We start from the raw sequence: 16,244 nt of genomic DNA on the forward strand, positions 1-16,244 counted from the left end.
CTAACTTTCGTATTTTACTAGGGAGAGGAATTTTTCATGGATACTTTAACCTATCAGGCTTTTCTGTTCAATAGTATGAACAAATTTGATTACCAACCGGCACTTACTTGTGTAGATACAAATGAAACCATCACTTACAGGGAATTACTGGATAAGGTGGAGACGGCAGCGAACCAGTTAATTCGGCATGGCGTACAAATCGGAACCCATGTTGCGATACTGATCCCAAATAGTATTGAAAATGTTGTATATAATCTTGCTGTAAGTAGATGCGGGGCAACAGTCATCCCGTTAAATGATAAGCTGGGCGTTAGAGAAATCGAGTTTATCTTGAGAGATGCCGAGCCCCAAATGGTTATTATGGCAACCCAGAAACATGTAGAGTCTGTACTTGACTATCAAAAAGAGGCAGATAAAAACAGTGTAACGGTTATTGGTCTTACAGGCTTTGGTGTTGAATACCCAGAAGAATTCTATTCTGTTGATATGGATGATAAAAAAGGCAGCTTGACATTCCCTGTTGCCTCATTGGATGATTTAGCAACCATATCGTACACCGGTGGTACAACAGGCACACCAAAAGGGGTGATGCATTCTCAACAAGGCTTTGGAGCCTCACTCATGGCTTCATGCATGGAATATCCGTACGATGATCAGGACAAGGTACTGCTTTGTACGCCGCTTATTCATGCTGCAGGTGTACTGCTGCAGCGGTCATTAGTATCCGGCTGCCATGTCTATATCATGAAGGCGTTTCATCCAGAAGTGTTTTTGCAGACCGTACAAGAAGCGCAGATTACAAGTACTTTTGTTGTTCCAACCATTATTTACCGCTTGATTGATGAGGCAAAGAAAAAAACTTACAACGTGAGCTCATTGCGTAACATGAATTATGGTTCATCCCCCATCTCTACAGAACGTCTAAAAGAAGCATTTACGATTTTTGGACCTATTCTAAGGCAGCAGTATGGAATGACAGAATGCAGTATTTTAATTGCCAGACTCACAAAAAGTGATCATCTCTGGGCGTACGAGCACAAACCAGACGTGTTAAAGAGCTGCGGAAAACCGTGTATGCTAACCCAAATTCGCTTGATTGACGATAATGGATATGATGTAGAACCACTTCATCCAGGGGAAATTGCTGTCAAAACCCCTTCTGTCTCTGTCGGTTATTACAAAAGACCCGATCTTACCGAAGCGGCATATCGTGATGGTTGGTTTTATACGGGAGATATCGGGAAACTGGATAAGCATGGTTTTCTTCATATTATCGAACGGAAAAAGGATATGATCATTTCTGGCGGTTTCAATGTATATCCCGCTGAAGTGGAGAGGCTTATCAATCAGCACCCTGCAGTTGCGATGAGCGCATGCATTGGCATACCACATAATGATTGGGGAGAAGCGGTCTGTATATTTGCGGTGCTTCGTGAGGGTGAAACCTGCTCTAAGGAAGAGTTAATGGAGTTCTGTAAAGAACGAACTTCTGTCTATATGCTTCCAAAAGAAATCTATTTTGAGACGTCATTACCTCTAACAATGGTAGGGAAGATAGACAAGAAAGAGCTGAAAAAACCTTTCTGGGAAGGGACAGAACGTCTGGTAAATTAGTAAGACATCAACAGGCAAAGGACATACAAAATATGTCCCTTGCCAAGACTTCTATCAATATTTTTTTAAATAAGATATTTTACAAAAAAATGAAAGCCCTTCCATTTCATGTTTTTGAAATTGGTTAAGTATAGTATTGATTACGGCTAACAGTGTTGATTCATACTGCGAAAGGGGGCGAATGGAATGCAAGCGTATGCGACAAATAAAAAGCGTAAAACCATTATTATCATTTTACTATTTATCGGAATGACATTAAGTTACATTGATAAAGCGTCGATTAACGTAGCCATCATTCCAATTCAGAAAGAACTACAGCTTAACTCTTTAGAATCAGGTTTTGTATTAAGTATTTTCTTTTTCAGCTACGCCTTCATGCACCTATTAGGAGGATGGCTTACAGATAAGTACGGGTCACGAAAAGTGTTAGTCCTTTCCATCTTAGCTTTTTCGCTTTTTACTACTTTTACGAGTTTTGCTTGGTCATTTGCATCACTACTTTTGTTTCGTTTCCTGTTTGGTATCGGGGAAGGCAGTGTTTTTCCTGCAAGTATACGATCGATTTCCGATAACTTTCCCGAAAATGAAAGAGGGAGAGCAAGTTCATTCTTTCTATCTGCACAAACGTTCGGTGGTGCGATAGGTTCCGTTACGATAGGGGTTTTGGTGGTTTCCCTTGGATGGAGATCGATGTTTGTCAGTATTGGGATTATAGGTGTTTTAGTCGCATGGGCATTTTGGGTCTATCTAAAATCTCCGGCAGATGCACAAATCAATTACGAAAAGCAGAATCAAAAGAAGGTTTCTTATAAAAAGGTATTTAAAACAAATAATTTTTGGAAGCTCTTCTTTACTAAGTTTTTTTCCAATATCGTGAATTGGGGTATGATTTCCTGGATGCCATCTTATTTGGTAAATAAAGGTTTAGATCTGTTGTCAGTAAGTGCCTTGATGTCCATTCCATATCTTGCTTCTTTTCTTATGTTTAATGTAAACGGCTGGATTTTAGATAAATATATGAGCGGAAGAGAAAAATATCTGGCTGTAGCAGGATCCATATCTTCTGGTGTCTTTCTTTATATGATGTTTAATGCAACGTCCGTTACCCTTGGGATTGTTTATATGACCTTTAATGCGATTTCCATCGCGTTTATCGGAACATCCCTTTACACGATGGTCATTAAATACTCACCAAAGGAGTTAACTGGATCTGTGACAGGGCTTGTCAGTTTTGGCGGGCAAATTGCCGGAGGGATTTCTCCTGTTGTAATTGGATTTGTTCTTACTCTTTTCAAGGGTTCATACAATGCTGCTTCCTGGTTTTTAATCACTGCTGCATTGGCAGGGGCCATTGCATCAATAACGATTAAAAATAAAGTCAAAGAAACAAAAGAAGACGTGCTTATAGAGCATTCTTTTTAATGAATAGGAGGAGGGATTTGTCATGCAGTCCATTACAAAGAATGATATGAAAGTTTTTCCGCCAAATTCAGAGGATATCGTGACGAAGGATAATTGGTTTACTACTCAAAAAAATTTGCAAGGGTATTGTCATAGCGGGGAACTAAGTTCCAACCGTATTATCTGGAGAGGAAACCATAGTCCCACCCCATTATCATATGCTAAAGATTCATTAGATTTAGCAAAGATAAACGTTACCAATGCTGAAAGTGTTTTATCGTATCTTGAGCGAACGAACACAGATGCTTTTTTAGTGATGCATAAAGGAGAAGTTTTATACGAGAACTATTTTAATGGATATAAATCATATCAGCCGCATGCATTGAACTCCGCGACAAAATCATTTGTCGGCTTGATTGTTAGTTTGCTTTCTGATGAAGGAGTATTGGATTTAAATAAAAAAGCTTCCTTCTACGTTCCAGAGTTAGAAGGAACAGGACTTGGTGAGGGAACTATTCAGCAATTGCTAGATATGCAAGTTCCTGTGAAATATATGGAAGCTGACACGCCAATGGGGATAGGCCGGGGGACACCGATTTTCATTGCATCCGGTTCAATGCCAAAACCAGATAACTATAATGGGCCGGAAAACCTATACGAATTTATGATATCGAGTAAAAAAGATAAACTACCTGGTACTGTATTTAAGTATGAGAACGGACAAACAGAAACATTGGGATGGATTGTCAAACGTTTGACAGGAAAAAACTTAGCAGAATTAATACAAGAATTCATCTGGTCTAAATTGGGGGTAGAAGAAAACGCCTTGATGCACTTGGATCAAATCGGTACGGATATAGCCAGTGGCGGTATGCGGGCTACATTGCGTGATTTGGCAAGATTTGGCGAAATGATGCGAAATAATGGTTACTACAATGGCCAACAAATCATTCCGGAACATATGATTAGGGATATTCAAAAAGGTGGGAATCAAAAATATCTTGCGGAAAGTAGCCATCATTATCTTTTAGGATTTTCTTATTATAATAAATGGTGGATTAGCCATGATCGATACGGGGGGTATTCAGCTCGAGGGAAGTTTGATCAGCAAATACACATTGCCCCAAAAGCCGATACAGTGATTGTTAAATTATCTTCCTATCATTCTCCTAATTCAGTGGGAATAGACGCATTTCAAGCGATACTAGATTATTTAGTAAAGCAATAACATCAAGCCGGGAGTATTTGTTGTTTTAAAAGCACTAAAAAAGCTACTTCACAGAATACGAGACTATCAAGAAAAGGAAAGCGGAAGGGTAACCTTTTATGGAAGCATTAAATAAATGGAAGAAGGGGCAGGCGATAGTGTAAAATTTGCACAGCAGCATTTAGCGAATGAAAGAACGTATTTAGCTTGGATACGGACTAGTGTATCTATTGTCGGAGTAGGGTTTTGACCAGGTCTTTGCATTTTACGATTAAAATTAACTCGAATCATAATATTAATAACGTAGCGATATTCCTCGGCATCTTTGCCCGTATCGTTGGTTTTATAATAGGAGTACTGGCTACTCTTCAATATTCAGGAAAAGGAAAGAAATCCAGGATGGTATATTTAATCCTTCTAATCGTTGTATTTTCTTTATACCTTCCCTGTATTCCATCTTAATCTTCATTATTTTTATGTATCTTTCTTGTTATTTATATAGGTTAATAACAAAATGGGTTATTTTTAAAAAAACGTGTCTTAACGAAATTAAATTTTGCATAAATAAAAGTGATAAGAAATAAAGTGGTAAAGAATTATATGTAAAAATCCCCCACTAAATAAATTATAGAACTTCAAATAAAATAAGCAATTCGTTAAATATAAGGGATATTATAGACAAAACATTATTAAGTCCATTATTTGAGGGATCTTCTGGGGATAGGTATTTATAATATAAGCTTTGTAAATACGATGTTTAAAAATAACCAAAATAAAAACTGAATTTTGTATAAATCTGGGGGTAGAATATATTTTACCTCTTTTTACCTTGGTCGTCTAATGGGCGGTCATGCGAACGGACAGATTTACCCTGAGTTTATTTTCTATTATATTATCTTTTAAAGAAAGAGGGGTTTTATGAAAAGACAGTTGCAAAAGTCGAGTGGTCAGGTATGCGATTCAGATAGATCTAGTCCCAGAAACCAACGATTAACAATATTTAAAATCACTTCCTGTTCAAGGTCACATTCAAACTGAACATTTAATAAATAACCAATGGGCAGCATTTTTAAAAAAGTATCTGGTCTATTTGTCAACAGCCTCGTTCGGGTGCTTTTATTTTATTATTTCTCCCTTTTGCCTTGTAGGAAACTAACACGCTTTAAGACGTGATCAAGAAGTAGAAAAAGCTTTTGTTCTATATCGGAACGATGAATAGAATGGTACGGTTATTCATTGCCCTCTTATTGTCAAGACATCACTACATTTAATAGGTTGAATAGATTGTTTACAGAGTTAATATATCAAGTATTCAAAGTAACTTTGTACTCAATTTTTCTTCTTAGATTACTTTTAATATACCTGATTCTTATAGTACAGATAAAGCATTTTCCTGATTGGATCCGAGTTGCGTCAGGAAAATGCGAATTTACAAAGGTTAGATTTTGGTACAAGTCTTATAGAAATAGAATGAGTAGTTATGAATAGAGGACAACACCAACTAAACCAGAAAGAATAATGACATAGGCTGGATGCCAGCGTAATTTCAACAGGGAGAATAACGATAACCCAAAGACGAGTAATAAGCTTATCGAATGCCACGAAAAGTTTAGAGCAATCATATGATTGGAAATGGCAAAACTGATTGCTGCAAAGAGGATTAAACTAGTGACAATGGGTCTTAATCCATAAAACATCGATTGAACAACTTGATAATGATTCAATTTATTGAAGAAGGTGGCTATAACGATTACGAGTATAATAGCAGGAAGCAAGATTCCGAGAGCGGATGATATGGATCCTGCTAATCCAGCAGTCGAATAGCCAACGAGAATGGCACTATTGATGGTGATAGGACCTGGGGACATGCCGGCAATAGCGATTACATCGGTAAATTGTTGCGTCGTCATCCATCCATGCTGTGAGACTTCAGATTCTATTACGGGAATCATGGCGTATCCCCCTCCGAATGATACAAAGCCGATAATAAAGAAGGTGCTAAACAACTCCCATAATTCTATCATTCTATATCCCACGCTTTCTTGAAAATTAGTTTAACAGTTTATACCGATAACATTTCAGGAAAATATCGTCCAACTTCGATGGACCTATATGCCTGCACCCATGAAATATTCGAAATCATTTTCTTCTACTTTCTTTTCTTTTCGGTCCATGTTGATTTTGTAACCTAATTTCCTCTTAACAGAGATAGTCACAATCCCTGCTATTGCTCCTGATAATATAGCTAAAACCGGGTGAATGAAGAAAAGGACTGGAATCCCTACTATAAATATACCGAATGTTGATTTGTCAACAATAGCTGTTTTTCCTATCTTGATAGCCGCATAGGCGATGATGGCTACTATGGAAGCTCTAATCGATATAAATGCGGATTCTATCTTTGGATTGTCCTGAATGAAAAAATACAAAATGCCGAGGAGTAGAACAATTATAAAGGTAGGAAATGATACACCAATCATGGCTGCCATTGCGCCCTTCATTCCGGCAATTCGATGGCCGATAAAGGTGGCGGAGTTAATAGCGACAGCTCCCGGTACGGACTGAGATAACGCAAAAACATCTGTAACTTCTTCGCTTTTCAGCCATTTTCTCTTCTCCACTACTTCTTTTTCGATTAAAGGGATCATCGCGAACCCGCCTCCGAATGTGACAGGTGCTATTTTAAAAAAGGTCCAAAATAATTGGAACAGTGTTTTCCATTGTCCAGTCATTGTCATCAGTCACTCCCCTTTGCTACTTTATATAAATCTTATAATTAACATATCAAAGAAAAAGGAATGGGTAAATTGCAACTAAATCATTGGGTATAACAAAACGTTATACCTAGAAGATTTATCCGTTTTATATAGAATTTCACCAATAATTGAATAGGCTCACCTGTTCAGGGAATATAGCGCTGCTTTTCCATTTCACCATTTACCTATATGATGCTATCATTTTATTAAACTATTTAAAGACATGGAGGTTGGTTTCTTTTGAAACTAGAAAATCTAAGAATGTTTTGTTTAGTAGTGGATGAAGGAAGTATAAGCCAGGCAGCGAGGTTAAGTTTCTTATCACAACCCGCGGTAACAAGACAGATTCACCAATTGGAAAATTATTATAGCACTTTGTTATTCGACCGTGAGGAAGGGAGGCTGAGAGTGACAGAAGCAGGAAAGTTGTTATACCCTTTTGCAAAAGCCATTGTGAATGACTTCAACCATTCAAAGGAAGTGATTCAGCAATCAACGGGCGCTTACAATACAAACCTCATAGTAGGTGCATCCTTGACTATCGGAGAGTATTTGTTGCCGAGTTTGCTTGGGAAATTTAAAAAACAACAGCCTGAAGTAAAAGTAACATTAACGATAAAAAATACCCCCCGAGTTCTAGAGGATTTATCAAACGATGTTATTGATTTAGCCTTGGTGGAAGGACTTGTAGAAAATACCGATTTTATTGTGGAGAAGTTCGCCGATGACGAATTGATATTGGTTTGTCCATCAGACCACCCATGGAAAGACAGAAAAGAAATCCAGGTAGAGGAATTGGGAAATGAAAGGATGATCTGGCGTGAATCCATTTCAGGGACACGACTTATCGTAGAAAACATGTTAAGAGAGCACGGGGTTTTAGAAAAAATAGAAAGCTACATGGAGATTGGGAGTACACAAGCGATAAAAAGTGCGGTTGAATCTGGACTTGGAATCAGTATTCTGCCAAGGTTAACAGTGGCCAGGGAATTGGATCAAGGTTTTTTGCGGGAAGTGGGTATTTCCAGAATAGATATAACAAGAAATCTATGGCTAGTCAGAAAAAACAAGCGTTTTAATAAAATAGGGGTATCTAATTTTGTGAATTTTCTTCAATAGAGAATGAAGCATACCTTGATTTATCATTACTTCACTTCTTATTCACTTTAAAGAGATTTTCTATCCTTTTATTTAGACTATTTGGGATATGCCAATTTTTTAATTATTGGCTGGGTTGAAAGACGACGTGAACAGACGAATGTTGGGCCATTAGTACAAAAAAGATGCATGAATTTTTAATTGATATGCTGGAAGATGAAATTGCCTGTCGTATGTCACTTAGAAGACCGGAAGCAGGAATATACGATGTGAAAATCATTGAAACTGAAGTGCCAGGTCAATTCAGGTAAAGTACCTAAAAATATGGTTTTCTAATAATACAATACATAACCAAGGGTGAAAAACTGGAGCTGGTTAGAGGAATTTACATGAGTATGCTCTAAAGTTTTTTCAAAAAGGTAGAGAAGTGAGGTACTTTATCATGAAAGCCGTATCCTAAGAACTAACGATAGGCCATGTTTGTTTCTATCTCTTTAATGGTCTTACGCATCGAGCGAATACCAAAGGTACATTGAATGAATGTCAGTTTAACTAAAATAACTGGATCATTTCTTGGGCGCCCTACCTCTGAATACATATCTTTCACCAAGTCATAAATGAAAGAGAAGTCAATGGCGGCCTCAATTTTACGAACGAAATGGTTCGCTGACACCAGTTGATCTAAAGTAATCATTTCAAGTTGATCTCGCTGAATAGAAACAAGTTTAGAAAGCATCCTTATCACCTCAAGTTTTTATACTTCTATTTTAAAACAAAAAAGACTGTTGGAAAAAGGGGTACTATCTAAATGTTAAAACAAAGTTGATTGGAAGAAAGGTGCGAGACTCCTGCGGAAAAAGCGAGTCCAAGGGAGACACTACAGGCGCAAATGGCGCCGAGGAGGCTCCCGGACCGCCCGTGGAAAGCGAGTGCCTGAAGTAGAAATCAACGTTCAAATTTTTACAAATCCTCAAAAAAACTGTAGACAAACTCAATTATTTATCGAGTTTGTCTACAGTCTGGGGCTGATCTTACTAGATCAGCCTTTTATTTATAGGCTCAAAAAGATGGTTTATTTAGCTTAAATTTCAAAATTAAGATAATTTAGCTTGGCTAATTCTTAAAGAACCACATTGTGTGAACGAGTTGACCAAGGAATGGAAAAAATTCTTATTCTGGGCAGTACATAAATTTCATAATGAGGCGGTTCGGGTAGGGTCTTTTTTGTAGCCGTCCTTCGTTTACTAATTCTGTAGGGTTCTTTCAACCTCCTCTGTATTTACATGAAAAAGATCTGCGATTTTAACTGTGGAAATGGAGATGTATTTCGGCTTTTTGGTAGAAGAAATAATCATAGTTTGTACTCGATGAAACAAAGTATCCTTTTCCATTTGTAAGCCTCCTTCCCTGTTCGTATATGAATATATAGAAACTTAACTAATTCCCTAAAAGGGTAACCAATTTAGATGTTCATATGCACCCTTTTTTCTATCTCAACTGTAAAATCTCGATAATGAATAATATTAATTTCAAATAAGGTAAATCTAAAAGGAACAAGGAGGGATATCATGGGATTTCATAGTCAGCCACGGATTGCACATTTAACGGTAGAGGCAGATACTCGAAAAGTCACATTGCCCCTTCACAGTATGCTTATCCTTGGTTTTTTGGGAGGGTTGAGTCTGCAAAAACAGCTGGCAACATTAAGTTTTATTGAAGATGCAGCTTCTTATGAGGATTTTCTTCAAGCTATTAAAGATACGGGCTTCACTATCGAGACATCAAATCATTAATTTTCAATCTTGGTAAGCAAATACTTTTATTTTTTCATGATAAGGAGGGTTAAAAATGAGAATCTGTGAACTCTGTGGTCTAGAAGAAGAATTGGAAAACGTAAACAAAGATGAATCGGTACCTACTAGAATGCTTCATCTTTGCGAAAATTGCAGAAATGATCGGAAATTCGAGAACTTTCTAGAAACTCATCTTTAATAAAACAGGAGCTTACTGATAGATCAGCAAATTTTTTCCTCAATTCTAATCCCAGTAATTCTTCTCCAATTTCTAAAGTTTCAAAAAACCTGTTGTATTTATAGAAGGAATGGGCTTGCAAAGTATCACGTAGTCACAAAAAAACATTGTAGTCCTTGTGCAAGGGATGCATTGAAATTCACTAAAATAAAGTACCGACCTAAAAAAACTCGGTTAAATCAATTTGGTAACTACTAATACATCCTGAAACCTTGAAAAATTTAATCATTTCATACCATTTCTTTACAATAAGTTCATTGGTCTGTAGCAGGTTCTACACATTAGATTAGGATAATGAAACCGACGGAACACAAGGTGTTCTATTAGGGGGAGGGGTCGAAAAATGAAGAAAAATTCAATGAAAATTTTTCAAAGGCTTGTCAGTAAAGGATTATTTTCAGCAATGGCATTAACAGCTGGTTCGATTTTAACGTTAGACTTTCCATCAAGTGTTGTACAAGCCGCGTCTGTGAAGGAACAAGCTCTTCCTCTAGGGAATTCTAATCTTGCGGAAACCCGGGATCAAACAAAGATTACGCAGGGCTTAACCTATACGCATATCATCCGTGGGGCCAGTTCGGAAAAAGATGTCTTTATCATTGATGTGGGATTTTACAAAACCAAGGAAGAAGCTAATAAGGTGAAAATTCAACTGGATTCAAAAGGTTACGAGTCCAAAGTTAAGAAAATTTCAGAACGGCCTGCCGACGATCATGAACAAGGTCCGCTTGGATACCTTGTACGTGTTGGATCATTTAAAGCGGAGAGAGATGCCAACAAATTAAGAGATGAATTAAAAGGAAAAGGATATGGTAATTCACGCGTTGTTTTTTCGGCTGAAGATGGAGGGAAATCTACGGGCCCTTGGGTTGTGAATATTTTAGAAATCGATCCAAAGAAGTTTAAAGGAAAAGTTTTATCTGAACTGGGAACTGAGATAGTACCCGGGAAGGAAAAATTAACTAGCATTTCAGCCCGTACTGGTGCGATAGCGACTGTAAACGGTGGATATTTTGTAATGGGACCGAGTGATGGTACAGAAGGGGATCTTGCTGGTGCGTCCATGATTGGTGGCGAGCTCATTAGCGAAGCGGTAAATGGCAGGACAAGCCTGGTTTTATCTGGAAATAGGGCACAGATAGCTTCAGTAGAAACTAAACTTTCAGTTACGGCATCTGATGCTGCAAAGAGAGAATTGGATGGCCTTAACCGTAAACCTGGCCTGATCCGTGGATGTGGAGGCATTGGTGATAATTTAAACTTTGCAAAGCATGATTTCACTTGTACGGATTCTGGGGAACTTATTCAATTTACATCCTCCTTTGGTGCTAAAACTGAGCCTGGGGATGGAGTGGAAGTTAATTTAAATTCAAAGGGTGAAGTTACAGAAGTACGCAAAAGCAGAGGCGACTTCATTCCGCTTAAAGGCTCCATCCTAGCAGGTACAGGCGATGCCGCTAATTGGCTTTTGGCCCATGCGAAGCTAGGTGCAAAACTGAAAGTGAATACCAGGATTTTTGCTGATAAACAACCACTTAAGGCGGCACCGAAAATTAGTATTGTCAATGGTGGGCCGCAATTGCTGCATGACGGTAAAGAGAAGATTAATGCGGTAAAAGAGGGGTTCAATTGGAGCGAAAATCCAGAATTCTACTATAAATTTGGAGAGCGTAGAAATCCCCGAACTCTTGCAGGGGTCACTGAAAAAGGGAAAATTCTCTTGGTTACGGTTGATGGACGTCAGCCATTTTATAGTGTGGGAGCAAATTTTAAAGAGAGTGCCCGTCTCATGAAAGCTCTCGGGGCGGTTGATGCAGTAAACTTGGATGGCGGAGGTTCTACGACTATGACAGTAGGCTCCAAATTGGTGAATCGTACATCCGATGCGGCCGGTGAACGTCCGATTGGGGATGCGATTGTTATTTTACCTAAATAAAGGATGAGGAAACCTTATATCATTTTGTGTTATCGCTAAATATTACAATTCTTCACTTGATTGAAGGGATTTGTCGCTTAGATAAAAGCAGCTATAGATTTATTCCGATTTAACAGGTCGTCAGTGAAGAGTGTCGAGAATAGTATATCGACGGATTGGAATTCTTTTTAAAAGATGAACAGGAAACAGTTGATTTTTTATTTGGGAATTGCAGATGAAGTAACGAACCCAAGTATTAAAGAGGCCTTTCGCAGAGCGGCAGCAGATGAACAAAATCATGCCGTTTGGTTTTTATATTATCTTGTTAATGCGAAATAGCTAAAGCGATTTGAGATTGACGATAGGGTCCAGTAAATTAAAAAAGCGAGCTAAATAGAAGGACAAGAGACATCGTTTAATATGGATGTCTCTTGTCTTTTTTATTAGGAAACTATTCTATCCTGTGGTTCTAGTAAATTAGAAAAAAGAATTATAAATGTAAATCCTCATCATATTCTGCCTCAACCGGTACAGGTGCTACATTGGACCTTTCCAGTGCCGGTGTGTCCGGACGGGCTGCTTGATAGACTGCTGCACCGAGCACTTGAGCCGTCTTTAACAATTTTTCCTTACTGATCAGCTCAATTGTATCCTTTGCCGTATGGTATTCCGGCTCCAATGGAGCATACGTAAACACCGCGGCAGGAATACCCACTTCTGTGAATGGCTGGTGGTCACTTCTTCCAATTTGATTATAAGGAATGGCATCATAAAGCCTTGTTCCTGCTGAATTTCCTAATGTCGTGACTGTATTTGGTTTTCCATCGTACGTAAACATGGCAAATTCGCCGGCATTTTTGCTGCCCACCATATCCATATTAAACATCGCTACCGTTCTGTTAATCTCATCTTTCGTAAGGCTTTGTGCATAATGCTTGGAGCCTAATAATCCGTTCTCCTCTGCGCCAAAGGTAATAAACCTGATTTCTGTATCAGAAGGTGCATTTTCCAGGACTCTTGCCAGTTCCAGCACAATGGATGTACCTGATGCATTATCACTGGCTCCTGATGAAACAGAAACAGAGTCATGATGCGCGCCAACTATAATAATTTGATTCGTATCCTTATTTTTCATCGGTTTTTTCGTGGCAATCACATTGTGAGAAGTGGCTTTTACAAACTCTGCTCCTTCAACAGACATATTTGCTGTCAGGTTATTGCCTTGCAGAGAAGAAATTAACTCATCACCATCGCTCTTTTTCATAAATAGTACAGGTAGATTACTCTCATTTGCCGGCAAGCTAAAAAGCGGCGTGGAATTATCTGTATTAATGAACACGACTCCGATCGCTCCGGCTTTTTTTGCATTATCCATTTTTTCTGTAAATGGGATCGTGCCTCTTTTAATTAAGGCGATTTTTCCTTCTACCGAAGCATGAGCTACCTCTGCCGTCGTTCCTAAACCTGCGTACACAAGCTCTGCTGACACTCCGCCGGAAGGTGTGTTATTGGAAAAGCGGAAGGCGGCCGTTTCATAATTACACCCATTTACTTTTAAGGAAACAGAGCTTGGGTGTTGAACTGCACCCCAATTGTTAGACAACATCTAACAATTGGGGTGCAGTTTTTTTGACTAAATATACGATAGACGAAAAATTACATGCAGTTTTAGAGTACTTGGAAGGGAAAAAATCCTATAAATCCATCGCACAAGAAAGAAATGTAGGTTTATCCCCTCTGAAGAGATGGGTCGCTCGCTATCTAGAACATGGGATGGAAGGAATTGCTTCATCCTATACAAATTACACTCTGCCCTTTAAACTAGAGGTACTTAATTATATGAACGAATATGGGGCATCGATCAGCGAGACCGCTGTACACTATAATCTTCCTTCCGATTCTACACTTTTGAAATGGTCAAATCAGTTGAAGGAAGGAGGTATAGACGCCCTTAAACCAAAGAAAAAGGGGCGTCTATCCATGAAAAAAGAAACCAAAAAAACATCACCAGCTAAAGGCTCTCAAGAAGCACTTCTTGCCGAATTAGAATACTTACGTGCAGAGAATGCCTATCTAAAAAAGTTGAATGCCTTAGTTCAAGAAAAGGAAGCCCTACAAAGAAAGACAAAGCGAAAGTAGTCCATGAACTAAGGAAACAATTTGATTTAAATCTGCTTCTATCCATTTCTAACATGGCACGGAGTACATACTATTATTGGGTAAACGCCTTCGGGCGTGAGGATAAATACACAGAAATGAAATCCCTTATCGAAGAGATTTTCCATACGCATAAAGGGCGCTATGGGTATCGGCGTATCACCCTAGAATTACGTAACAGAGGTGCTCGCATCAATCATAAAACAGTTCTCCGATTGATGAATGAACTAGGATTGAAGTCTTTAGTTCGCATGAAGAAATACCGTTCGTACAAAGGGAAAATCGGCAAGATTGCACCCAACATTCTAGCACGTGATTTCAAGGCAACAAACTCAAATGAAAAATGGGTGACAGACGTCACAGAATTCCATCTAGCTGGGGAGAAACTATACTTATCGGCCATTCTTGATCTGTTTAATGGAGAAATCATCGCCTATAATGTCGAATCTCGGCCTGTTTATCCCCTCGTTTCCAAAATGCTGGAGAAAGCCTTTGACCGCTTGGAATCGAAAGATTCACCCATTCTTCATTCAGATCAGGGCTGGCATTACCAGATGAAACAATATTCGCATGATTTGAAAAGACATAACATTACACAAAGCATGTCCCGTAAAGGAAATTGTCTCGATAATGCGGTCATAGAAAACTTCTTTGGCCTATTAAAATCAGAGTTACTTTATCTTCAAGAATTTGAAAGCATGGAGCATTTCAAACAAGAATTAGAAGAATATATCCATTACTACAATCATCAACGAATCAAGGTAAAATTAAAAGGCATGAGCCCGGTAGAATTCCGGGTTCATGCCCTCAAGGCTGCCTAATTAAATAAAGTGTCTAACTTTTTGGGTTCACTTCATGTTTATAGTCCTTAATAAAATGAAAAGGCTGGACCTCTACTTCGTTAAGTCCATACTCCTTAAATTTACCAGTTATGTAATCTACAGTCGTTTGTTCACTTTGTGTTCCGGCTACCCGTGGTCCAATATTTACAGCTAAATGTGAAAGATTCTGGTAGATTTTTTCAACATCGATTCGTTTGATCACTTTATTGTCAAATGCATGCTCGGACGGGTTTTCACCCTGGATTGCCATAACAGAATGTGATGAAAACAGTAAACTCCCTGCCAATAAAGAAGCTCCTAAAATCTTCGTTCCTTTTTTCAAACTCCTTCGCCTCCCCAAAAATAGAATACTAGTTTAGTATATGGCTAGTATGTAAGCGCTATCAATGAGACTTTTGTAATGTTTTTAAAAAAATACATATTATAACAAAAAATAAAGAAGTATGACAGCATATGATAGTCCACAACATGTCGTCTAGTCTTACTAAAGCGGCAACAACAGCCGAGAAAAATGCAGTTGTAATGCGCGCCATTAAAGAAATGCAACTTGCTCTTCCTTATGAAGACCGCGTCGGATTAAAGACAATAATGCGTGATAAATCTGTAACGTTACATTTCGGTTAGGGGAGAGACGATGGGATTTTTTAATAAACTTCGCGATATGAAAGATTCAGTAAGCTATAAATTAGATGATGTAAAATATTTTGTTGTTGACAAGGCGGAAGATGCGAAAGACTTTGTCAAGGATAAGGTACTCGATACAAAATATATTATTGCTGATAAGGCAAGTGATGTGAAGGACTTAGTAGAGGATGCAGCATATTATGTTACGGATAAAGCGAGTGACACCAAAAACTTTATTGTCGACAAAGCGATAGATACGAAGGATTTTGTTAGTGATAAAATGTTTGATGCACGCTACTTTATTGCGGACAAGCAGGAGATATTAGGGACTTTGTCAGTGATAAAACATTTGATGCGAAATACTTTATTACCAAAAAGGTAAAAATTAAATCAAAGGCGGATGTAGTGGAACTTACTTCTAATCTACTGAAATCACATTACTTAATAAATGTTTCAAAATAGATAGCGGTAACATTATTTTAGAATAGAGTCGAGGTAAATGCTCAGCTCTTCTTTAGAAGCAAGTTTTTTTATGATTGTTTCTCTATTTAAAGTGCAAATGAGGGAATTTGCATCGTTTCTATAGATTCTTTAGAAAT

General features: G+C 38.2%; 17 protein-coding genes and 2 pseudogenes. 13 read left to right on the top strand and 6 right to left on the bottom strand.

The genetic code is table 11. The annotated features are described in order from the left end of the window. Nucleotides 1–36: 36 nt before the first annotated feature. The 4 genes from JFU24_RS02400 to JFU24_RS29960 all read left to right on the top strand — a co-directional run bounded on the left by JFU24_RS02400 (nucleotide 37) and on the right by JFU24_RS29960 (nucleotide 4,472). Nucleotides 37–1,614, top strand: a complete 1,578-nt coding sequence (locus tag JFU24_RS02400; protein WP_201224462.1) for a class I adenylate-forming enzyme family protein — start codon at nucleotides 37–39, stop codon at nucleotides 1,612–1,614. A gap of 186 nt (nucleotides 1,615–1,800) precedes the next feature. Beyond that, entirely contained in the window at nucleotides 1,801–3,036 is a 1,236-nt protein-coding gene (locus JFU24_RS02405) for an MFS transporter (protein WP_201249436.1), read from the top strand. 22 nt (nucleotides 3,037–3,058) lie between these two features. After that, nucleotides 3,059–4,243 carry a serine hydrolase domain-containing protein gene (locus JFU24_RS02410; RefSeq protein WP_201224463.1) on the top strand — a complete coding sequence of 395 codons (1,185 nt, stop codon included), beginning with the start codon at nucleotides 3,059–3,061 and terminating at the stop codon, nucleotides 4,241–4,243. Nucleotides 4,244–4,358: 115 nt separating this feature from the next. Then, on the top strand, nucleotides 4,359–4,472 hold the full coding sequence (locus tag JFU24_RS29960; protein ID WP_242485250.1) for a DUF202 domain-containing protein: 114 nt from the start codon (nucleotides 4,359–4,361) through the stop codon (nucleotides 4,470–4,472). A 1,228-nt stretch (nucleotides 4,473–5,700) separates the two neighbouring features. Here JFU24_RS29960 and JFU24_RS02420 read toward each other — a convergent pair. Together JFU24_RS02420 and JFU24_RS02425 are read right to left on the bottom strand one after the other, a co-directional pair. Next, the gene (locus JFU24_RS02420; RefSeq protein WP_207196092.1) at nucleotides 5,701–6,246 is read right to left on the bottom strand and encodes a chromate transporter; all 546 of its coding nucleotides are present in this window, start codon (nucleotides 6,244–6,246) and stop codon (nucleotides 5,701–5,703) included. An 84-nt stretch (nucleotides 6,247–6,330) separates the two neighbouring features. After that, nucleotides 6,331–6,960 (bottom strand): chromate transporter, encoded by a 630-nt coding sequence (locus JFU24_RS02425; RefSeq protein WP_242485252.1) that lies wholly within the window; start codon nucleotides 6,958–6,960, stop codon nucleotides 6,331–6,333. A gap of 258 nt (nucleotides 6,961–7,218) precedes the next feature. Between JFU24_RS02425 and JFU24_RS02430 the strand changes: the two genes are divergently transcribed. Next, nucleotides 7,219–8,097, top strand: coding sequence for a LysR family transcriptional regulator (locus JFU24_RS02430; RefSeq protein WP_201184747.1), 879 nt, complete (start codon nucleotides 7,219–7,221; stop codon nucleotides 8,095–8,097). Nucleotides 8,098–8,261: 164 nt separating this feature from the next. Next, nucleotides 8,262–8,387, top strand: coding sequence for a hypothetical protein (locus JFU24_RS30640; protein ID WP_274606967.1), 126 nt, complete (start codon nucleotides 8,262–8,264; stop codon nucleotides 8,385–8,387). A gap of 155 nt (nucleotides 8,388–8,542) precedes the next feature. Here the strand turns inward: JFU24_RS30640 and JFU24_RS02435 are convergent. Then, a pseudogene (locus JFU24_RS02435) lies at nucleotides 8,543–8,812 on the bottom strand (transposase); the annotation flags it as partial. Between the two features lie 508 nt (nucleotides 8,813–9,320). After that, nucleotides 9,321–9,467 (bottom strand): hypothetical protein, encoded by a 147-nt coding sequence (locus JFU24_RS29965; protein WP_242485253.1) that lies wholly within the window; start codon nucleotides 9,465–9,467, stop codon nucleotides 9,321–9,323. A 177-nt stretch (nucleotides 9,468–9,644) separates the two neighbouring features. On the opposite strand from JFU24_RS29965, the gene JFU24_RS02445 reads away from it, so the two are divergent. From JFU24_RS02445 to JFU24_RS02460, 4 genes and pseudogenes are all read left to right on the top strand, one after another. After that, nucleotides 9,645–9,869, top strand: coding sequence for a hypothetical protein (locus tag JFU24_RS02445; RefSeq protein WP_201184745.1), 225 nt, complete (start codon nucleotides 9,645–9,647; stop codon nucleotides 9,867–9,869). A gap of 55 nt (nucleotides 9,870–9,924) precedes the next feature. After that, nucleotides 9,925–10,068 (top strand): hypothetical protein, encoded by a 144-nt coding sequence (locus tag JFU24_RS02450; protein WP_201184743.1) that lies wholly within the window; start codon nucleotides 9,925–9,927, stop codon nucleotides 10,066–10,068. 382 nt (nucleotides 10,069–10,450) lie between these two features. Beyond that, a complete protein-coding gene (locus JFU24_RS02455) occupies nucleotides 10,451–12,043 on the top strand; it encodes a phosphodiester glycosidase family protein (protein ID WP_201249437.1) in 1,593 nt (530 codons plus the stop codon). Between the two features lie 143 nt (nucleotides 12,044–12,186). After that, nucleotides 12,187–12,361, top strand: a pseudogene (locus tag JFU24_RS02460) (ferritin family protein); the annotation flags it as partial. Nucleotides 12,362–12,512: 151 nt separating this feature from the next. Here the strand turns inward: JFU24_RS02460 and JFU24_RS30645 are convergent. Continuing rightward, complete coding sequence (locus JFU24_RS30645) at nucleotides 12,513–13,625, bottom strand: DUF4910 domain-containing protein (RefSeq protein WP_274608122.1); 1,113 nt, start codon at nucleotides 13,623–13,625, stop codon at nucleotides 12,513–12,515. Between the two features lie 26 nt (nucleotides 13,626–13,651). Between JFU24_RS30645 and JFU24_RS02470 the strand changes: the two genes are divergently transcribed. Beyond that, nucleotides 13,652–15,000, top strand: a protein-coding gene (locus JFU24_RS02470) for an IS3 family transposase (RefSeq protein WP_201182105.1) whose coding sequence is annotated in 2 segments (ribosomal slippage) — nucleotides 13,652–14,096 and nucleotides 14,096–15,000 — 1,350 coding nt in all. Because the reading frame shifts where the segments join, the coding sequence is not laid out codon by codon here. Between the two features lie 13 nt (nucleotides 15,001–15,013). Here the strand turns inward: JFU24_RS02470 and JFU24_RS02475 are convergent. Then, entirely contained in the window at nucleotides 15,014–15,343 is a 330-nt protein-coding gene (locus JFU24_RS02475; protein WP_201249439.1) for a hypothetical protein, read from the bottom strand. A gap of 146 nt (nucleotides 15,344–15,489) precedes the next feature. Between JFU24_RS02475 and JFU24_RS02480 the strand changes: the two genes are divergently transcribed. Both JFU24_RS02480 and JFU24_RS02485 read left to right on the top strand, forming a co-directional pair. After that, nucleotides 15,490–15,645, top strand: coding sequence for a hypothetical protein (locus JFU24_RS02480; protein ID WP_201184737.1), 156 nt, complete (start codon nucleotides 15,490–15,492; stop codon nucleotides 15,643–15,645). A gap of 10 nt (nucleotides 15,646–15,655) precedes the next feature. Then, a complete protein-coding gene (locus tag JFU24_RS02485; protein ID WP_201224475.1) occupies nucleotides 15,656–16,027 on the top strand; it encodes a hypothetical protein in 372 nt (123 codons plus the stop codon). Nucleotides 16,028–16,244 lie beyond the last annotated feature (217 nt).

It is taken from the genome of Peribacillus sp. TH27 (assembly GCF_016650915.1).
Lineage (GTDB): Bacteria > Bacillota > Bacilli > Bacillales > DSM-1321 > Peribacillus > Peribacillus butanolivorans.

Coding starts and splice junctions, on each gene's coding strand:
- JFU24_RS02400 (WP_201224462.1), top strand. CDS start 37: ATGGATACTTTAACCTATCAGGCTTTTCTGTTCAATAGTATGAACAAA.
- JFU24_RS02450 (WP_201184743.1), top strand. CDS start 9,925: ATGAGAATCTGTGAACTCTGTGGTCTAGAAGAAGAATTGGAAAACGTA.
- JFU24_RS02445 (WP_201184745.1), top strand. CDS start 9,645: ATGGGATTTCATAGTCAGCCACGGATTGCACATTTAACGGTAGAGGCA.
- JFU24_RS30640 (WP_274606967.1), top strand. CDS start 8,262: ATGCATGAATTTTTAATTGATATGCTGGAAGATGAAATTGCCTGTCGT.
- JFU24_RS29960 (WP_242485250.1), top strand. CDS start 4,359: ATGGAAGAAGGGGCAGGCGATAGTGTAAAATTTGCACAGCAGCATTTA.
- JFU24_RS02410 (WP_201224463.1), top strand. CDS start 3,059: ATGCAGTCCATTACAAAGAATGATATGAAAGTTTTTCCGCCAAATTCA.
- JFU24_RS02480 (WP_201184737.1), top strand. CDS start 15,490: ATGTCGTCTAGTCTTACTAAAGCGGCAACAACAGCCGAGAAAAATGCA.
- JFU24_RS29965 (WP_242485253.1), bottom strand. CDS start 9,467: ATGGAAAAGGATACTTTGTTTCATCGAGTACAAACTATGATTATTTCT.
- JFU24_RS02455 (WP_201249437.1), top strand. CDS start 10,451: ATGAAGAAAAATTCAATGAAAATTTTTCAAAGGCTTGTCAGTAAAGGA.
- JFU24_RS02425 (WP_242485252.1), bottom strand. CDS start 6,960: ATGACAATGACTGGACAATGGAAAACACTGTTCCAATTATTTTGGACC.
- JFU24_RS02485 (WP_201224475.1), top strand. CDS start 15,656: ATGGGATTTTTTAATAAACTTCGCGATATGAAAGATTCAGTAAGCTAT.
- JFU24_RS02420 (WP_207196092.1), bottom strand. CDS start 6,246: ATGATAGAATTATGGGAGTTGTTTAGCACCTTCTTTATTATCGGCTTT.
- JFU24_RS02405 (WP_201249436.1), top strand. CDS start 1,801: ATGCAAGCGTATGCGACAAATAAAAAGCGTAAAACCATTATTATCATT.